The sequence below is a fragment of the Edaphobacter lichenicola genome (assembly GCF_014201315.1).
In the GTDB taxonomy this organism is placed as follows: domain Bacteria; phylum Acidobacteriota; class Terriglobia; order Terriglobales; family Acidobacteriaceae; genus Edaphobacter; species Edaphobacter lichenicola_B.
On record NZ_JACHDY010000002.1, the window covers coordinates 564,062 to 579,819 of the forward strand.

At 58.0% G+C, this 15,758-nt stretch carries 16 protein-coding genes and 1 riboswitch; of the genes, 15 read left to right on the forward strand and 1 reads right to left on the reverse strand.

Annotation, left to right across the window (positions count from 1 at the left end):
- Positions 1-127: 127 nt before the first annotated feature.
- Positions 128-685, reverse strand: coding sequence for an inorganic diphosphatase (locus HDF09_RS08585; RefSeq protein WP_183764687.1), 558 nt, complete (start codon positions 683-685; stop codon positions 128-130).
- Positions 686-824: 139 nt separating this feature from the next.
- Here HDF09_RS08585 and purS point away from each other — a divergent pair, with 139 nt between their 5' ends.
- The 15 genes from purS (at position 825) to HDF09_RS08660 (ending at position 15,310) form a co-directional block, all read left to right on the forward strand.
- A complete protein-coding gene (gene purS / locus HDF09_RS08590) occupies positions 825-1,070 on the forward strand; it encodes a phosphoribosylformylglycinamidine synthase subunit PurS (protein ID WP_179581391.1) in 246 nt (81 codons plus the stop codon).
- Positions 1,071-1,205: 135 nt separating this feature from the next.
- Positions 1,206-2,330, forward strand: a complete 1,125-nt coding sequence (hemE, locus tag HDF09_RS08595) for a uroporphyrinogen decarboxylase (protein ID WP_260181030.1) — start codon at positions 1,206-1,208, stop codon at positions 2,328-2,330.
- Positions 2,327-3,349 carry a ferrochelatase gene (locus HDF09_RS08600; protein ID WP_183764693.1) on the forward strand — a complete coding sequence of 341 codons (1,023 nt, stop codon included), beginning with the start codon at positions 2,327-2,329 and terminating at the stop codon, positions 3,347-3,349. The genes hemE and HDF09_RS08600 overlap by 4 nt, the downstream gene beginning before the upstream one ends.
- Positions 3,350-3,429: 80 nt before the next feature.
- A complete protein-coding gene (hemG, locus tag HDF09_RS08605) occupies positions 3,430-4,842 on the forward strand; it encodes a protoporphyrinogen oxidase (protein WP_183764696.1) in 1,413 nt (470 codons plus the stop codon).
- A gap of 26 nt (positions 4,843-4,868) precedes the next feature.
- Positions 4,869-5,044: riboswitch (cobalamin riboswitch) on the forward strand.
- Positions 5,045-5,180: 136 nt separating this feature from the next.
- Positions 5,181-5,726, forward strand: coding sequence for a bifunctional adenosylcobinamide kinase/adenosylcobinamide-phosphate guanylyltransferase (gene cobU / locus HDF09_RS08610; RefSeq protein ID WP_260181031.1), 546 nt, complete (start codon positions 5,181-5,183; stop codon positions 5,724-5,726).
- Complete coding sequence (locus tag HDF09_RS08615) at positions 5,723-7,114, forward strand: cobyrinic acid a,c-diamide synthase CobB (RefSeq protein WP_183764702.1); 1,392 nt, start codon at positions 5,723-5,725, stop codon at positions 7,112-7,114. Before cobU ends, HDF09_RS08615 begins: the two co-directional genes overlap by 4 nt.
- Complete coding sequence (cobT, locus tag HDF09_RS08620; protein WP_311719063.1) at positions 7,111-8,181, forward strand: nicotinate-nucleotide--dimethylbenzimidazole phosphoribosyltransferase; 1,071 nt, start codon at positions 7,111-7,113, stop codon at positions 8,179-8,181. Before HDF09_RS08615 ends, cobT begins: the two co-directional genes overlap by 4 nt.
- Complete coding sequence (gene cobS / locus HDF09_RS08625; RefSeq protein ID WP_183764706.1) at positions 8,178-8,942, forward strand: adenosylcobinamide-GDP ribazoletransferase; 765 nt, start codon at positions 8,178-8,180, stop codon at positions 8,940-8,942. Before cobT ends, cobS begins: the two co-directional genes overlap by 4 nt.
- Complete coding sequence (locus tag HDF09_RS08630; RefSeq protein WP_260181032.1) at positions 8,939-9,526, forward strand: histidine phosphatase family protein; 588 nt, start codon at positions 8,939-8,941, stop codon at positions 9,524-9,526. The genes cobS and HDF09_RS08630 overlap by 4 nt, the downstream gene beginning before the upstream one ends.
- Positions 9,523-10,395, forward strand: a complete 873-nt coding sequence (locus HDF09_RS08635) for a hypothetical protein (protein WP_183764712.1) — start codon at positions 9,523-9,525, stop codon at positions 10,393-10,395. The genes HDF09_RS08630 and HDF09_RS08635 overlap by 4 nt, the downstream gene beginning before the upstream one ends.
- The gene (locus tag HDF09_RS08640) at positions 10,392-10,970 is read left to right on the forward strand and encodes a cob(I)yrinic acid a,c-diamide adenosyltransferase (protein ID WP_183764715.1); all 579 of its coding nucleotides are present in this window, start codon (positions 10,392-10,394) and stop codon (positions 10,968-10,970) included. Before HDF09_RS08635 ends, HDF09_RS08640 begins: the two co-directional genes overlap by 4 nt.
- The gene (gene bluB, locus HDF09_RS08645) at positions 10,961-11,650 is read left to right on the forward strand and encodes a 5,6-dimethylbenzimidazole synthase (protein WP_183764718.1); all 690 of its coding nucleotides are present in this window, start codon (positions 10,961-10,963) and stop codon (positions 11,648-11,650) included. The genes HDF09_RS08640 and bluB overlap by 10 nt, the downstream gene beginning before the upstream one ends.
- A 14-nt stretch (positions 11,651-11,664) precedes the next feature.
- Positions 11,665-13,257, forward strand: a complete 1,593-nt coding sequence (locus HDF09_RS08650; RefSeq protein WP_260181033.1) for a cobyric acid synthase — start codon at positions 11,665-11,667, stop codon at positions 13,255-13,257.
- The gene (cbiB, locus tag HDF09_RS08655) at positions 13,254-14,207 is read left to right on the forward strand and encodes an adenosylcobinamide-phosphate synthase CbiB (protein WP_183764724.1); all 954 of its coding nucleotides are present in this window, start codon (positions 13,254-13,256) and stop codon (positions 14,205-14,207) included. Before HDF09_RS08650 ends, cbiB begins: the two co-directional genes overlap by 4 nt.
- Complete coding sequence (locus HDF09_RS08660) at positions 14,204-15,310, forward strand: threonine-phosphate decarboxylase (RefSeq protein ID WP_183764727.1); 1,107 nt, start codon at positions 14,204-14,206, stop codon at positions 15,308-15,310. Before cbiB ends, HDF09_RS08660 begins: the two co-directional genes overlap by 4 nt.
- The last annotated feature ends 448 nt before the right edge of the window (positions 15,311-15,758 follow it).

The following is a 15,758-nucleotide window of genomic DNA, read 5'->3' on the forward strand; positions in this document are numbered from 1 at the left end:
GGCTTGTCCTGCCGGACGGGCCCACTTCGCTAGGCCACCCCGGTTCGTGCGGTCACTTCGTGACTTGTGTACCGGTCTCGGCAGGATTAGGGGCTTGGACCCTCCCGTTGGTCGGGATCTGGGCTCGCTATTTTTTGGGGACTGGCTTGGGGATGGGGTTGGTCTTGTTGTCGATGAAGCGCTGCTGGGCTTCGAGGACCTTGTTGCGGGCGAAGGAGGCGTCGCGCCAGCCTTTGACTTCGACGCGCTTGCCTTCGAGGTCCTTGTAGATGGCGAAGAAGTGCGTGATCTCCTTGAGCATGTGGGGGTAGATCTCGGAGAAGTTCCAGACGTCTTTGTAGCGTGGATTGTCCTGTCCGACACAGAGGACCTTCTCGTCGCCGAGCCCCTGGTCGAGCATCTCGAGGACGCCGATGGGGCGGACCTGCATGACGCAGCCGGAGAAGCTGGGGGTGTCGACGAGGACGAGGCAGTCGAGGGGGTCGCCGTCGTCGCCGAGGGTGCTGGGGATGAAGCCGTAGTCGCCGGGGTAGTGGACGGGGGAGTAGAGGTTGCGGTCGAGGCGGAAGACGTGGAGATCTTTGTCGTACTCGTATTTATTGACACCCTCATAGGGAATCTCGATGACTGCGTTGATGACCTCGGGGCAGTTTGGCCCTACGGGGAGTTCCAAGTAGTTCGTCATAAAGGCTGGGATCTCTTCTCTTGTCCAATAAAAATTTAGGCGGCGGTCGGCGTTGTGTTTCTGTGGCCGAGCTTGGCTGGCGGAGGGTTCGTGACCTCGATTGAGGGCGAAAGCTGCACCTTGTCTATAATCAGACAAGATGAAGGCTCATGTCTATGTCACGCTGAAACGAACGGTGCTGGATGCCCAGGGGCAGACAGTTGCAGATGCATTGCGGCGAATGGAATATCGCGGCGTTGCCGATGTACGGCAGGGGAAGTATTTTCTGCTGACTCTGGAGAATGGATTGGAACAGAGCGCCGCGCAGGCCGAGGTGGAGCGTATTGCGCGTGAGGTGCTGACAAACCCTGTGATTGAAGAGTTTACGTTCCGGCTTGAGGCCTGAGCCCAGGCTTTTTGGGGCGATACTCGACGCTAAACTGACGGGATTTTCTTCGGCGTCATGAACAGCCGCGGCTGATGCGAGTTCGCGCGGCGAGTCATGGGTGCTAGGCTTAAAAGGTTATAGAGGATGGGCCTTTTGAGTGATGCGATTGTGGAAAGTGCGGCAGTGACTTCTATTGAGGCGGGTTCGGGCGGCAGCCGCTTTGTGCGGGCGTGTCTGCGTCGGCCAGTCGACAGAACGCCGGTGTGGTTCTTGCGGCAGGCAGGGCGGTACATGCCGGAGTATATGGCCGTGCGGAAGCACCATTCGCTGCTGGAGATCTGCCGTACGCCGGAGATTGCGGCCGAGGTGACGATTACGGCTGCTGAGCGGCTGGGTGTGGATGCTGCGATCATCTTTGCTGATCTGCTTCTGCCGTTTACGCCGATGGGGCTGGACTTCGAGTTTGTTGCAGGCGAAGGGCCGGTGGTTCATACGCCGGTGCGGACGCTGGAGCATGTGAAGGCGCTGCGGACCGATCGCGTGGAGGAGCTGCAGTACGTTGCGCGGGCGATCGAGCAGGTCGCGACGCACTTTGCTGCTCCGCGTGCCGATGGGGATGAGCTGGGAATCATTGGGTTCTGCGGGGCTCCGTGGACGCTGGCTGGGTACATGATTGAGGGCGGCAAGCAGGGCGGTGGTGACCGCAACTACATCGAGACGAAGAAGATGATGTACTCCGATGGAGCGGCGTGGTCGCTGCTGATGGAGAAGATTGTTACTGTTTTAGTTGCTTATGCGCAGCAGCAGGTGGAGGCGGGCGCGGATGTGATCCAGGTCTTCGATAGCTGGGTGGGAAAGCTGAGCGTTCGGGACTATCGGCAGTACTGCCTGGGATGGACGACGGAGCTGGTCGAGCGCATCAAGACGCTTGGAGTGCCGGTGATCTACTTTGGCGTGGAGACCGCTTCCCTGCTGCCGGCGATGAGTGAGACGGGAGCGGATGTGATTGGGCTGGATTGGCGAACGCCGCTGGATGCGGGATGGAAAGCGGTCGGCGCGGGCTGCGCGGTGCAGGGCAATCTTGATCCGATTGCACTGTTTGCGAAGGAGGATGTTTTGAAGGAGCAGGTGCGAGAGATTCTGACAGCTGCGAATGGACGGCCCGGACACATCTTTAATCTGGGCCATGGCATTGTGCCTGGGACGCCGGTCGAAAATGTGATCCTCGTGGTGGAGTGGGTCAAGGAGCTGAGCGCGCTGGGAGTGACACAACGATGAGTTCTGAGACTGCTAAAAGCGCAGTATTGCTGTTGGCTCATGGGACGCCGGACATGCTGGGCGAGATGGCCGAGTATCTGAGCAAGGTGACCGGTGGGCGAGCAATGCCGCAGGAGGTTGTGAAAGAGCTGCAGCATCGGTATGCGCAGATCGGGCTGCAGGAGGCGCCTGGGCTGGAGCCTCCGCCGCTGACGAAGTGGACGATGGTGCAAGCACATATGCTGGAGCATGTGCTGGGCGCGGGCAAGGTATATGTCGGCATGCGCAACTGGCATCCTTATATTGCAGACACTGTCGCGGAGATGCGGCGGGATGGAGTGACGCGGATCAAGGCCGTGTGTCTGGCTCCGCAGAACTCTCGTACAAGCGTGGGACTTTACCGAAAGGCTGTGCTCTCTGCGGCGACGGGTATTGAGGTTGAGTTTGTCGCTGGATGGGCGGACAGTCCGCTGCTGGCGGAGGCGTTTGCCGAGAAGCTGCGGCCGATGTGGGCGGAGGCCTGCGCTGAGTCGGGGCAGCGAGTGCCTGTGTTGTTTACAGCGCACAGCGTGCCGTGCCGAACGATCATGACTGGTGAAGCTTCGATTGCGGGAGCGAGGCCAGGAACTCCTGTGCAGGATTCGCCGGACCCTTATCCGGTGGAGGCCAAACGCACCGCACAGATGGTGGCGGAGCGGATGTCGGCAGTCGGTTTTCGCGAGAACGATTGGTACTTCGCTTTTCAAAGCCAGGGCATGAGTGGGGGGCCGTGGATTGGACCGACAGTGGAGGACACACTCAAAGCGATCCAAGCCGAAGGGCACGTGGGCGTGGTGATGCAACCGGTGGGGTTTCTGTGTGATCACGTGGAGATTCTGTACGACATCGACATTGCTTTTCGTCAGACGGCCAGCGAGCTGGGGCTGAAGTTGTGGCGGGCGGAGAGCCTGAACGACTCCCCGGTGCTGGTGGAGGCGCTGGTGGACGTGGTCACCGGCAAATATAAGGCGACCGTCGATGAGGTGATGGTTCCGGCGTAGGTATAGGCTGTCTTGAGGGCCGACGGCGGAGGCTCTGTTCTCCGCTCTTTTTATTAGCAGATGTTTTCATTGGAGAGAAGATGAAGCGCGTTGCAATCGTTGGCGGCGGAGTCGCAGGACTGGCGGCGGCGTATGAGCTGGCGCGGCAGGCTCGCAACGGCGCATCGCTGCAGGTGGTGTTGTTCGAAGCCTCGACGCGGCTGGGTGGAATCATCGAGACGGTGCATGAAGGTGAGTTCGTCATTGAGTGCGGGCCCGATGCGTGGGTGACGGAGAAGCCGTGGGCGCGTGAGCTGGCAGAAGAGCTTGGATTGGGCGCTGAAGTGATGCCCTCAAATGACGCAACGCGCAAGACTTATGTGCTGGTCGACAAGAAGCTGCAGGCGATGCCGGATGGTATGCGGATGATGGTGCCGGTCGATCTAGATTCGTTGGGTGCTTCGGAGCTGTTTAGCGCGGGGGCGAAGCTGGCTTATCACGAAGAGCTGGGTCGAGCGGAGGAGTTGCGGGCGGAGGCTCCTGACGAGGACGAAAGCGTTGCGGAGTTTGTTCGGCGGCACTTTGGGCAAGAGGTGCTGACGAAGATCGGTGCGCCTTTGCTGAGCGGTGTGTTTGGCGGCGATGTAACGAAGTTGAGCGTACAGGCGGTGATGGCTCCCTTTGTCGCGATGGAGCGAGAGCACGGCAGTCTGATTGCCGCACTGCAGGCGCGTGATGCGGGGGTGAAGAAACACTCGGTCTTTACTACACTGCGCAGCGGCATGGGAACGCTGGTGGATCGTATGATCGCGACGATTCCTGAAGATTGGATTCGGCTGGCCGCGGAGGTGCGATTTGTGTCGTACGGCGACGAAGGGTGGCTGGTGGGAACAGCTCGCGGCGTGGAACGGTTCGATGCCGTGATGATGGCTGCTCCTATTGATGTTGCTTGCTCTCTGCTGGAGCCGGTGGACGCGGAGATGGCTCCGTTGATGGCGATGGAGGCAAGCTCCGCGGTGGTGGTGGCATTTGGATTTCCTGATGCCGCGAAGTTTCCCGTTCCGCCTGGGTTTGGCTTTCTGGTGCCGCCAGGCTCCGATAGCCTGCTGCTTGCGGCGACCTTTGTCGATCAGAAGTTTGAAGACCGGGTGCCGCAGGGCGGGCGGTTAGTGCGAGCCTTTTTTGGATGCAAAGCTGCCGAACGGCTGATGCGATGCGGTAACGACGAGACTGCCGCAGTGGCGCGGATGGAGCTGGCGAGGATTCTGGGGCCGTTGCCGGAGCCGCAGGTGACTGTGGTTCGACGCTGGCCTCGAAGCCTCCCGCAGTATGCCGTCGGGCATCTGGAACGGATGAAGAGGCTCGATGCACGAGCGAGTGTGCTCGATGGACTATCGCTGCTTGGCAACGGATATCGTGGCGTGGGCGTGCCCGATCTAATTCGGGATGCTCGGGTTGCGGCGAGGAGAATCGTTGGTAAGAGCGAAAGTCTCACTGGGGTTGCGGAGCTGTAAAGATTTGACCCGGCGGGGTGACCGGGATAGTCTTTTTCTACACTGGTGTTGGGAAGACGGTGTGACTCCGTCGCTACCCCGTAACTGTAAGCGCCGAGAGTTTTGACGATTGGTACTAAGCCACTGGGGATTTGTCCTGGGAAGGTAAGTCAAAGCTCGATGAGGCGTAAGTCAGGAGACCTGCCGGTGGCCGACCAGGCTTGATTCAGCTTCGCTGGGAGAGCTGGAGAGCATTCTCGCTGACCGCAACAGAGGTCTGCCCGAGCGCTGCCTAAATTCATTCCCGCTCTGTTCGATCGCTTCGAAAGATGCCGGGCAAGGAGCTAACGATGCAGGAGATGCGCCAGAGTTCCGTGACACTCGTTCTTGGCGGCGTGCGCAGCGGCAAAAGCCGTTATGCGCAGCAGCTCGCAGAGCGGGAGAGCCGCGTGATCTTTGTGGCGACGGCGAAGGCTTCGGACGACGAGATGCAGAGGAAGATCGACCGGCATCGCGAAGAGCGGCCAGCGGAGTGGACTACCGTGGAGGAGCCGCTGGAGTTGGTTCAGGTATTGACGCAGCGTGGATTCAGCTGCGATGTGATGGTGGTGGATTGCCTGACGATCTTTGCGGCGAATCTTCTTGAGGCCGAAGGTGATGATCAGGGTGCTGTGGATCGGCGCGTCGAGGCATTGTGCGAGGCGTTGCGGTCGGCTAGTTGCTCGGTTGTGCTGGTTTCGAACGAGGTGGGTAGCGGAGTGGTTCCCGCGTATCCGTTAGGGCGACGCTATCGTGATCTGCTGGGCGAGATCAATCAGAGGGTGGCGAGAGTCGCCGATGATGTGGTGTTGATGGTAGCTGGACTGCCGCTTGCCCTGAAGGGACACCTCGAGGTGACTCTGTGAGAGGGCTGCTGATTTCGGGTACCGCGAGCGGCGTGGGGAAGACGACGGTTGCGCTTGCGATTATGGCGGGCCTGCGACGGCGCGGGCTTGCAGTGCAGCCGCTCAAATGTGGGCCCGACTTTCTGGACACCGGACACCACACTCGAATATGCGGGCGAAAGGCTCGCAATCTTGACACGTGGATGCTGAGCGAAGAGGCGAACCGCAGCGTTCTGCGAGATACAGCGCGGGGCACGGATGTTCTGGTCGTTGAAGGCATGATGGGGTTGTTCGATGGGAAGAGTGGGAACACCGAAGCGGGCAGCACCGCGGAGATTTCCAAGCTACTGAAGCTGCCGGTGGTGCTGGTTGTCGATGCGGCAAAGACTGCGCGAAGCATCGCGGCGGTGGTGCTCGGCTTTGAGATGTTCGATCCGGAGTTGCAGCTTGCGGGTGTGATTCTGAATCGCGTTGCGACGGAACGGCACTACGAGATGCTGCGGGCGGCGATTGAGACCACCTGCAGAACGAAGATTCTGGGTTGGCTGCCGCGTGATCAGACGATTGCGATCCCTGAGCGACATCTTGGCTTGCAGGGTGCGGCGGAATCTGCGATTGGTGATGATGCTGCGATCGACACACTGGCTGCGCTCGCGGAAAAGTTCTTCGATCTGGATCGTTTGCTTGAGTTGGAGTGTGGTTTGGATCTGAACGAGGATCAGGATTTCGGCGGAAGGCGTTCTCAATCTGAAGAAGGCGTGCGAATCGGCGTACCGTCCGATCACGCTTTCTCGTTCTACTACGAGGACAATCTGGACCTGCTGCGCGAACAGGGAGCCGAGATCGTTTGGTTTAGCCCACTGCACGACAGGTGTCTTCCAACCGGACTGGACGGGCTGTATCTGGGGGGAGGATATCCCGAACTTCATGCAGAAAAGTTGAGCAGCAATCGTGGGATGCTCAAGGATATTCGTGCCTTCGCTGCTTCGGGAAGGCCGGTCTATGCGGAGTGCGGTGGGATGATCTATCTGTCCAGGAGCCTCAGCACCCAGGATGGGGAGACGTACGCGATGGCTGGCGTGCTGCCGCTGTCGATGCAGATGACAGACAAGCTCGTGCAGTTCGGATACGTCACTGTTGAGTTCACGGAAGACTGTCTGTTGGGCGTGAAAGGAACCACAGTTCGTGGGCACAGCTTTCACTATTCGTGTCTTGTTTCACGGGGAGAGGTGGCAACAACTTATCGCGTGCAGTACTCGATGTCCGGCAAAGAGGAGCTCGAGGGGTTTAGGCAGGGCAGTGTGCTGGCCAGCTATGTTCATCTGCACTTGCGGGCGAATCCCACAATCGCGAGAGATCTTGTCGCTGCAATTCGACGAGCGCGCACACTGCAGACGGCGGCGCGGTGAGCGACTCTAACATCATGTCGACCATCGAGCCACCCAGCGAGCTGTGGCTTGCAAAAGCACGAGCGCATCTGGATGTATTGACCAAGCCGCTGGGCAGCCTTGGCCGGCTGGAAGACCTTGCGGCGCAGTTGGTGTCGATTCGACAGCGTGAGTATGCGGAGCCGCTACGAAAGGCTGTTTATATCTTTGCAGCCGATCATGGAATTACTGCTGAAGGCGTCAGCGCGTATCCAAGCGAAGTGACGCGACAGATGGTGCTTAATTTCCTTGCTAATGGCGCGGCTATCAATGTGCTCGCGAAGCTTCATGGCGTCGAGATGAATGTAGTCGATGTGGGTGTTGATGCGGACTTCGATCAGATCGACGATCTGCTGCACCGCAAAGTGCGTAAGGGAACGCGCAATATGATCCAGGAGCCAGCGATGAGCAGCGATGAACTGACGGAAGCTCTTGGTGTTGGACTGGACCTTGCTGACGATTCGAAGGCGAAGGGGCACAGCCTGGTTGCTGTTGGAGAGATGGGCATTGGAAATACCACGGCGGCGAGCGCCATCACGTCTCTCCTTACCCGGAAACCGGTTGAGCTCACTACCGGCAAAGGGACCGGCCTGAACACCGAGGCTTTGCAGCACAAGCGCCGAATCATCGAAGCGGTTTTGCAGAAGTACTTCGGAGAAGCGGCAGGTGACATTTTGCCTGATCCAGTTGATGTGCTCCGTATCGTCGGCGGGTTGGAGATCGCCGCGATGACTGGTTTCATACTCGGAGCAGCGCGACATGGAATCGCGGTAGTCGTTGACGGCTTCATCTCGACGGCTGCGGCTGCGCTTGCCTTTGCGTTAGTGCCGCAGGTGCGCGGCTATCTTTTTGCTGGGCATCAATCCGAAGAACCCGGGCACCAGGCGCTGCTCGACTACCTGGAGTTGAGGCCGATTCTCGCGTTGAATATGCGCCTCGGGGAAGGCACGGGCGCAGTCCTCGCTATGCCGATCCTCGAGTCCGCGATGTGCCTCTACAACCAGATGGCGACGTTCGAATCTGCTGGTGTGAGCGAGGCCAAAGATTGACCGTAGCAGGACAGATTCGCAGGCTTGGTGAAGAGCTCGTGGTCGCCTTTCAATTTCTCACGCGAATCCCCATGCCTGCGATTGCGTTCGAGTCCGATTCCCTCTCGCGCGCCGTCAAATTCTTTCCGCTGGTTGGATTGATCGTCGGTGCAGGAGCTGTGCTACTGCAAAAGCTGCTGATAACGCACTTGACTCGCCAACTTGTCGCGCTGGTCGCGCTGACTTACCTCGTGCTGATTACCGGCTTCCTGCATGAAGACGGCCTTGCGGATACCGCGGACGGGTTCGGTGGTGGCTGGACGAAGGATCGGGTGTTGGCCATCCTGCGAGACAGCAGGATTGGAAGTTACGGTGCAACCGCTCTTGTCCTGTCGTTGCTGGCGCGTTATCTACTGCTGTCTTCGATACCGATGGAGCACTTTGCCGCATACGTCATCTCGGCCCATGTGCTCTGCCGATGGAGTTCCCTTCCGCTCAGTTATTTTCTCCCTCCCGCTCGCGAACAGGAGGGACAAGGTGCGCGCATCGCTCGGCTCACATCGCTCCCTTCGCTGTTGTTCGGTTCACTCGTTGCTGCCGGGATAGTGATCTTCGCTCTTCGAAGTGCCTCCGTGCAGCCTCTTCTTGTCTCTCTCGTTGTGGTGATATTGAGTGGTTGGTTCTACTATCGAAGGATCGATGGCGTGACTGGAGATTGCTTCGGTGCAACCAACCAAATCACCGAAATCGCGGTTTACTTCTGCGGGGTATGGATCGCATGAGCGAGATACTCTTCGTTCGTCATGCAGAGACAGATATGGCAGGAACCTTCTGCGGCCACTCTGACCCTGAGGTTAATGCGCGTGGTCGTGAACAGATCTCCGAGTTGATCGACAGACTTCGCCAGGAGAGTATCGACATCGTTTACACGAGCGATCTGCGCCGTGCCGTGGCGACCGCCAACGCAATCGCCGAGGCGTTCGGAGTCGGATGCCATGCGCGTCCGGCACTGCGCGAGATCAGCTTCGGAACATGGGAGGGGCTTAGCTGGCAGGAGATTGAGCAGCGGGATGCAGTTTATGCTCGTCGATGGATAGCGGAATATCCGATGCTGCCGGCACCTGACGGCGAAGCCTTTAGACACTTTGAACAACGCGTGTTGACGGAAGTGGAGTTCTTGTCTGTGCAGACGGCGAAGAAAAACATCGCGGTCGTAACGCACGCGGGAGTGCTGAGAACCGTGCTGTGCGCGCTGAACAACTGCAGTCAAGACGATGCCTGGAGACAGACCAAAACTTACTGTGCGATCGTTCGGCATACTGTTGCACCATCGCTCCAGACGCAGAGCATCGGAGCGCGCTCATGACTTCGCGTAAGGTTGACGTACATGAGTTGATCGCCTGGGGTTTGGATGAATACTCCTACCGCGACGACGCCGCAGGCTTCGATTCGACGGAGTTGGCTGCACGAATTAGACAAGCAAGCACGAGATTAGCCGAACGTGATCGTTACACGAGTGCCACCGCCCTGCTCGAGCAAGAGACACGAGACATTCAACCTTTGCTCGCGATGGCAACGCAACACGAAGACCTGCACTTGGAGTATCAGGGGCTTGACTGGATGCTGGGCGTGGTTGACCTGCGCCTTCTGCTTGCATTTCAACGCAGATTGATCTTTAGTCTGTCGCAGCAAGCTTCGACCATACCAGTGCAAGGCGATTGGCCCGGATTGATCTCACTCGCGGTAGGCTCACAACGCAGCACCGAGCATGTTCTGGTTCATAACGTCAGCGGTACCGACCGCTTGGATATTGGCCTGCACTCGAGCAATCCTGACCTGCAGCTACGATTTACACAGAAGACGAGCGGGGGCGGAGCTTTGCCACTTTCGCTTTATGGCGGCAGCCCTTTCTTCGAAGTAGCTGAGTTTCGCGGACGGTGGTTTTTGCGCGATGGCTATCATCGCGCCTACCATCTGTTGCAGGCGGGAGTAGATCGCATTCCTGCCGTGGTGATCTATGCCCGGAGCATCGCGGAACTTGGTGCAACCGCCCCATGGTTCTTTGATGAAGAGCAATTGTTCTCTGATCGCCCTCCACAGGTCACGGATTTTCTTGATAGCGACATGATCCTGCGCTACGAGAGAACTGCTCTTCGCAAGGTCATTCGTATTCGCGTGGAAGAGTCGCTGGAGCCATGTGACGAAGTTCAAGAAGGACAAGGGGAAAGACTATGAGCATCGCAACAAAACGAGGAGATGGCGGCCAGACGGGACTGGCCGGCGGAATTCGCATCTCGAAGGCTGACCTACGCGTTGAAGCTTACGGGACGGTCGACGAGCTGAACTCGACTCTGGGCTTCGCCCGAAGCATCTGCACGAATAAAGAGATCCATGACTGGACCGAAACCATTCAACGCACGCTGTTTCGAGTAGGGTCCGCGCTGGCTACTCCGCCGGAGAGCAAGAAGAGCCCGCCATCCGTTCTGGCAGACGACGTTGATATGCTGACCAATCTGGTTCATCAGATTGAGGCGACTGAAGGCATCCTCTCCGACTGGTCTTTGCCCGGTGCGCACACCGAGTCTGCCGCTTACGAAGTTGCTCGCACGGTTTGCCGGCGCGCAGAGCGAAACGCGGTTCGACTTGCGAACAGTGGTGTGGAGTTCAAGCCTGAGATACTCTCGTACCTCAATCGCCTCTCCGACGTGATCTGGCTCTTCGGCAGACTCATTGAAGTAAAGGCAGGAGTTGATGCACGGTTGCGCCGCGGCGACACCGCGGGCCCGAAGTGGTCAAGGGCATGGAAATGACGAAGGCTACGGGCTTCGACGAGAGTGAGCGAAATGCCGTCTACCGGGCTATTCGCGAGCGGAGAGATGTGCGCCGTGGCTTTCTACCGGAGCCGATTCCAAACGAACTGCTCCATCGGCTGCTGGAAGCCGCACACAACGCACCTTCTGTCGGCCTGATGCAGCCGTGGCGATTCATCGTCGTACGCGAACTCGCCGTGCGCCAAAAGGTCCACCAGATCTTTCTCGATGCCAACAAGCAGGCGCTGGCGAGCTACGAAGGAGAAAAGCAACAGAGCTATGCGGGAATGAAGCTCGAAGGCATACTCGAAGCGCCGCAGAATCTGTGCATCGTGTGTGATTCGCAGAGCAGCCAGGGGCACCAGTTGGGGCGGCGAACGATGCCGGAGACCGCAATCTACTCAGCCGTCTGCGCGATTCAAAATCTGTGGCTCGCTGCAAGAGCCGAGGGCATCGGTGTGGGCTGGGTGAGTATCCTCGAACCGACTTTGCTGCGCGAGGCTCTGAAGATTCCCGGCCATATCACCCCGGTGGCTTATCTGTGCCTGGGATACGTCGACGCGTTTGCGACAGACCCGGATTTGGAGCGCGCTGGCTGGGAGACGAGAACGCCTCTGAAGAGTGTGCTCTCGTTGGATGAATACGACAGCCGATGGGACCAAGGACGGCCGGCGTCGTGAGAGCGCGAGCAATCATGGTTCTGGGTACCGGCTCTCATGTCGGCAAGTCGTTGTTGACTGCTGCTCTATGCCGCATCTTCGCGCAACACGGCTATCGCGTTGCTCCATTCAAATCGCAGAATATGTCGTTGAACTCCGCAGCGACTATTGAAGGTCTCGAGATCGGACGGGCGCAGGCGTTGCAGGCGGAGGCCGCCGGAGTTGCCGCGTCGGTCCACATGAATCCAATTTTGATCAAGCCGTCTGACGATCAGTCTTCCCAAGTGGTTGTGCGCGGCAGGATCTGGGGACGTGTCACGGCAGTGGACTATCATCGACGGCGCATAGAAGAGTTGCTGCCAGTGGTACGCGAGAGCTATGACTCGCTGGCCTCTCAGTACGACGTGATCATTCTGGAGGGCGCCGGATCGCCCGCGGAGATCAATCTTAAACAGCATGACATTGCGAATATGCGAATGGCGGAGATGGCCGATGCCAACTGTCTGCTAGTTGGGGATATAGATCGCGGAGGGGTCTTCGCGTCACTGCTGGGGACGCTGGAACTGCTGGAGCCCGACGAGCGGCGGCGAGTTTGTGGTTTCGTCATCAATAAATTCCGAGGAGATGCAAACCTCTTAGAACCCGGCATACAAATGATGGAAGAGCGTGTGAAGAAGCCATGTCTCGGCGTAGTTCCCTATCTGACTTCTCTTGTGCTCCAAGAAGAAGACAGCCTGGGTCTGTCGGTGTCGGCTCAAACTCAGTGGACCGGAGAACAGATTGTAGACCGATCGACTGATCGCGCTTTGCGGATCGCTGTGATTGCTCCGCCCTCTTTTTCGAACTTCACGGACTTCGATTCTTTGCGGGCGGAACCATCTGTCTCTCTTCTGTTCAGTCGCACAGCAGAGGCAATCGCACACGCTGATGTAGTCATCCTGCCTGGCAGTAAACAGACCGTAGATGACCTCCTTTGGATGGAGCGCTCCGGTTTGGATGTCGCCATAAAAAAGTATGCACAGGCAGGTCTTGTTGCAGGTATCTGCGGTGGCATGCAGATGCTCGGCAAGGCAATCAACGATCCGTACGGGATGGAGCGCGAGGGATCGGTTGCGGGTCTTGGCTTGCTGCCGATCAGCACCGTCATGCATACCGAGAAGGTGACCCGAAATGCGAAAGGCGAGGTAGAGGTTGCGGTTCTCTTCGGGCAACCCATTACTGACAGCCGGCTCGCAGGATATGAAATTCACATTGGACGCACAGACTATGAGGCTGGAGCAAAGCACTTCTCGACTCTCTCCTCTGAGAACGGCTCCTCCAGCAGAAGCAGAGATGGCTGCGTCAGCGCTGACACACGCGTCTTCGGCACCTATCTCCACGGAATCTTCGACGATGACAGCTTCCGTCATCAGTTTCTCAGCGCCGCTCGCGGGTTTCACAAGCTCTCCGCACCGACGAACATGAATCCATGGAAACAACTTCGGGAAGACTCCTTGAATAGACTGGCGCGTGAGGTAGAGAGTTCGCTTGATATGAAAGCGATCTTCGACTGGGCGGGTCTGTCTTACGAGATCCCTCTTCCGGAAGACGCATCCCCGCAGCGTCGACGTGCAGGTATGGCGCGATGAGCCGTCGACGTGTTCTCGCAGCAGCATATTTGTTCGACTGGGCAGCCGGCGATCCTGAATGGTTCCCTCATCCCGTTCGATTGATCGGCAAAGGCATAGAAAGGGGAGAGCGAATTCTGCGGAGTCCTGGGCAGACTCCCGCAGCAGAGCTTGCCGCCGGCGGAATGCTGACCTTTGGCATAGTCGTTGCAGCGTATCTAGCTACGGCAAAGACCCTTGCCTTGGCGCATAAAAGGGACCGGCGGCTGGGATTCGTGGTGGAGATGCTGCTCGCATGGACGTGCCTTGCATCTCGCAGTCTGCACAAGGAAGCTTCTGCTGTCGTCGATGCTATGGAGGAAGGCGACAACATTCTGGCGCGACAGAGGCTGGCACGAATCGTCGGTCGCGATACGCAGGCACTCGATCAGCACGAGATCAGCCGCGCTGTCATCGAGACCGTTGCAGAGAGTAGTTCGGATGGCGTCGTCGCACCGCTCTTTTACATGGCTATCGGAGGGGTTCCGCTTGCTATGGCCTACAAGGCGATCAACACTCTCGATTCGATGATCGGCCATGCAGATGATAGATATTTTTACTTTGGAAAGATCGCAGCGCGGCTGGATGATGTCGCCAATTTTCTACCTTCTCGATTGACAGCTCTGGGTATAGCTGCAGCAGCTGTTATAGAAGATGCGAGTCCTGCGGCAGCGCTTGAGACATGGTGGCGTGACGGCATGAAACACAAGAGTCCGAATGCTGGACAACCAGAGAGCGCCATGGCAGGTGCGCTGCATGTTCGGCTGGGAGGGAAAAATTACTACGCTGGTGAACCAATGGCAGCGTTTCTCCTCGGAGCGGATTTTCCGCCGCCCAATGCGCTCAAGGCAAGACAGGCAATCAGGATAGTCGCAGTCGTCTCTGCCGTCGGAGCAGTTGTCGCACTGTTACTGCGCAGAGGACGAAGATGAAGAATCCTCCGCAGGATTTCTTGCCAGTACACGGTGGGCAACTCCGTCTGATCGCTGCGCGATATGGAGTTCCGGTCGAGCAACTTGTTGATTTCAGCGCCAACATCAACCCGGCGGGCCCCCCTGTTTCCGCGCTCGCGGCCCTGAATCGAGCCTTAGCAGACCCCGCCACTCTGGCAGCATATCCTGACCTTGAACTCGCCGAACTCAAGAAGACGCTGGCGGAAACCTCGAAGATCTTGTCAGAAAACATCGCCGTCGCCAATGGCTTCGTACCGCTGCTCGAAGCCACCCTGCGTTCGTTCAGGATTGCGCGTTGTCTTCTGCCTGTGCCCTCGTTCAGCGAGTATCGGCGAACGCTCGCGAACGAAGGCGTCGAGGTCGTTCCATACTGCCTCTCCCAGGAAAATGGCTTCTCGTACGCCCTGGACTCCCTGTTGCAGGCTGTGCTGGAAGAGGGGTGCGACGCAATTCTGCTGGCGAATCCGCAGAATCCTTCCGGAGTGCTTTGCGAAGCGGAGAGGATGCAACGCTTCATAGAGATGGCCGCAGAGCACCGAATCAAGGTGCTGATCGACGAGGCTTTCATGGACTACGTTCCAGCAGAGTCCCTGACACAAGCTGCCGTCGAACAAGAGAATTTAATTGTGTTCCATTCGGTTACAAAATTTTTCGCGATTCCCGGATTACGCGTCGCCTACGCCGTCAGCAGTACTTCTACGATAGAAGATCTGAATCGCAGGCTTGCGCCATGGCCAGTTACAACTTTAGCCTCGAGTGCGGTCTGCGCTGCTTTGCAGGACGACGCCTATGCGGAGGAAACTCGCAGAAAGAACTCCCTGCGACGAACCTGGCTGGAGCAGGAACTCGCTCGCTTGAAGATCATCACCTATCCCTCGAGCACTAATTTCCTTCTGTTACGATTTGCAAAAGAGATGGACGCACCGCTCATTTGGGAGAGGATGCTCGTCGAACACCAGATCGTGCTTCGTTCCTGCACAAACTTTGAAGGACTTGCGGCAGGGCACCTGCGAGCCGCAGTTCGTTCCGAAGCAGACAATGAGAGATTAGTTGATGGACTGAAGCGCGTGCTCGCACGATAGCAAGAGTAATGGCCGGGGCGGAGGGATTCGAAGACTAGAGTCGCAAGCAAACCTCTCGGCGAGCGATCTGGCGATATATCGGTACTCACTTAGTCGTGAGGAGCAGGGCAAATCCGCTCGTAGAGGAGATCAACCCGCAGTCTGCACCATCTTCGCCATTTGTCCGAATGGAAGTCCAGGAGCTAGCCGACTCAGCACATAAAGAACGTTGCTGAGGCTTGGGCGAATCTCTGATTTGCCTGCTTCGATCCCGGCAATAGCCCGGACGATTGGCTATCGCAACAACACCGTGCCGGATGGCAAACAGGGTCAGCGCCGCATACAGGATTTGACTCACGGCGTAGGCGCTGTTCAGTCCGTAATAAAGGGTGGTCGCAGGGCTAGGAACGCGCTTGCCACGGACGTACTGTGACACCACGTCGATTCCAAACTGCAAGAGTCCGCTTAA